We start from the raw sequence: 2,586 nt of genomic DNA on the forward strand, positions 1-2,586 counted from the left end.
TTAACAATAAATACATTTTAAAGAAGAATCAACTGCCTTTTTAATAAAAAAACAGTAAAACTGCGCCACAGCCTTGGCAGGCCATCGCGCAGCGATTTTGTTCAATTTGAATTTGTGGAGATGATAAGATGGTCAATATTACAGATGTAAAACAGATTCTTCAACTTGCGATAGATGCCGAGATTAAAGTCTTTCTTGATGGTGGCTGGGGGGTAGATGCGTTGCTTGGACATCAGTCAAGAGTCCATAACGATATTGATATTTTTGTAGAAAAGAAAGATTATCAGAACTTTATAGAGATAATGAAAGCTAATGACTTTTATGAGATTAAGATGGAATATACAACATTGAACCATACTGTATGGAAAGATGCGAAAAACAGGATTGTTGATTTGCATTGTTTTGAATATACGGGCGAAGGTGAAATTCTTTATGAGGGGGATAACTTTCCGGTAGAAACTTTTTCTGGTAAAGGAAAAATTGAGGAGATAGAGGTTTCTTGTATTGAACCATATAGTCAAGTAATGTTCCATTTGGGATATGAATTTGATGAGAATGATGTACATGATGTGAAGCTATTGTGTGAGACATTTCATATCGAAATTCCAAATGAGTATAGATAACTGTAAATTCCAGTTTGACGATTTCAAATTTGTTGATTATGTAGTGTGAATTATCGTTGCTATTTTCTTAATATAGAGCGTATATAGACATACCAAAACAAGGAGGTATTTCGATATGCTTTATTTGAGAATAACAAACGAGGACGGGACTATTTCATTTCATCCGCTTAGAGAAAACAACATCTATGTTCACTGCGAGACTTGTGGTAGTATGGTTCCAATCGATGATCCCATCAATTTCATAGCGGACATGGCCGACATGCGAATTATCATGGATGATGCTTTTAATCGGTGTGAAAAATGCTCAGAAGAACATTTCGCTTGGGAAGAAGAATACTGCGAAAGCTTGACAAGTGAATTATAATAAGAAGAAAGAGATATTGACCTTGGCGCGTTGATATCTCTTTTTTCGTGAACTAAAAGGCTACTCTGCAACCCTCCACAAAATGAAGAGTAGTCTATTCCAATGCCAGAATGGAGGGGAGCATCTCCTGTGTTTAGGGGTGCAAAAGGGGGTGCAATCGTTGGATTGTATCAAAATGGTGGTTACGATGAATGTAAAGTAGGCTGTTATCCGTACTCCCAAACCCCCTTTATTTTCAATGGTTTTTACATTTTTATATACAGTTAGCCTAATCTGAGTTATAATGAGAACAGCCTATAAGGGTGTATTCTGTAACGATAACGCAGGAGGGCATTATGGCTATCGTTAAAAAATTGAAACAGCATCCGCCATTACCTCCGTCAAGATATGAGGTTGGCATTTATTGTCGTGTTAGCACTGAAAGCAAAACACAAATCGTGAGCGTTGGTCATCAGCTGTCCGGTCTTATTGCCGATGTGGCTAATAGCTATCAGGCGCGGCTGTATGACGTCTATTTGGACGTTCAGTCTGGCAGGACATCGGATAACCGTAAGAACCTAATGCGGCTTCTGGACGATTGTAGAGCCGGGAGAGTGACCCTTGTGTACACCAAGTCCATCAGCCGCTTTGCCAGAAACACTGTGGATGTTCTGACCATTGTACGGGAACTGAAGGAAATGAATGTCCCGGTCTACTTTGAGAATGAGCAGCTGTATTCCTTTGACAAGGAAGCGGAACTTGCAATCAGCCTTCATGGAGCCATTGCCCAGGGTGAATCCGAGAACAAGAGTGAGAACATCAAATGGAGCCTGGATAAGGCAGCTCAGAACCCGGATGCCCAGATCTATAATCGTAAATGCTACGGCTACAATAATGCCGAAGATAGCAGCCTGGTGATCAACGAGCCGGAGGCAGAGGTAATACGCCAGATATTTCAGATGTATCTGGATGGATATAGTGTGGGCGGGATTAAGAAGTATCTGGAAGAAAAAGGTATTTTGACTTCCAGGGGAAAAACGACTTGGTCGAAGCGTTCCATCGAAACAATGCTGACCAATGAGAAATATGTCGGTGATGTGATTCTCTATAAAACCTTCTCCCCCAATTTCCCGGAGAAGAAGAGAATCCAGAATAATGGAGAGCATAAGAAATATATCCAGGAAGATCATCACCCGGCAATCATCTCACGAGAGATGTTCAGAGCCGTCCAGGAAATGCGTGAGAGCAGAAGTAACATTGAACGTCATGCAGATGGGACTGTAACCAGAAAGGCGAAGAGGTACACAGGGAAGAAAGAGTAACTGGTTTTTTAAGAGATTGACAACTCGAGATTTGTGGAGGTAAAATATAGATGAATCAAGGTAGAATTATTGTAATCACAGGTGCGCCGGGGACAGGAAAAACTACAACGGCATCTGTTGTTGCAAAAGAATCAGATTTGGAAAAGTCTGTGCATATGCACACAGATGACTTTTATCATTATTTGATTAAAGGGGCAATACCACCGCATTTGCCAGAATCAAATGAGCAAAATTTGATTGTCATTGAAGCGTTTTTAGAAGCTGCGAAGCGATATGCTCGTGGTGGATATGATGTAAT

Annotated in this window: 4 protein-coding genes; all 4 read left to right on the top strand. The window is 40.5% G+C overall.

Translation table 11 applies throughout. From position 1 onward, the window contains the following. The first annotated feature begins 128 nt into the window (after nucleotides 1-128). Entirely contained in the window at nucleotides 129-623 is a 495-nt protein-coding gene (lnu(C), locus tag ACTQWB_RS18575; RefSeq protein WP_075720925.1) for a lincosamide nucleotidyltransferase Lnu(C), read from the top strand. Between the two features lie 115 nt (nucleotides 624-738). After that, entirely contained in the window at nucleotides 739-987 is a 249-nt protein-coding gene (locus ACTQWB_RS18580; RefSeq protein WP_441140250.1) for a hypothetical protein, read from the top strand. A 335-nt stretch (nucleotides 988-1,322) separates the two neighbouring features. Then, nucleotides 1,323-2,288, top strand: a complete 966-nt coding sequence (locus ACTQWB_RS18585) for a recombinase family protein (RefSeq protein WP_441502906.1) — start codon at nucleotides 1,323-1,325, stop codon at nucleotides 2,286-2,288. 50 nt (nucleotides 2,289-2,338) lie between these two features. Further along, nucleotides 2,339-2,586, top strand: a 248-nt coding sequence (locus ACTQWB_RS18590; protein ID WP_441502907.1) for a zeta toxin family protein, incomplete at its 3' end; no start/stop codon positions are given.

It is taken from the genome of Blautia sp. HCP3S3_H10_2 (assembly GCF_052122375.1).
GTDB lineage: Bacteria > Bacillota > Clostridia > Lachnospirales > Lachnospiraceae > Blautia_A.

Bases quoted from the DNA above. Each gene is read 5' to 3' on its own strand.
- ACTQWB_RS18585 (WP_441502906.1), top strand. From the start codon at position 1,323: ATGGCTATCGTTAAAAAATTGAAACAGCATCCGCCATTACCTCCGTCA.
- ACTQWB_RS18580 (WP_441140250.1), top strand. From the start codon at position 739: ATGCTTTATTTGAGAATAACAAACGAGGACGGGACTATTTCATTTCAT.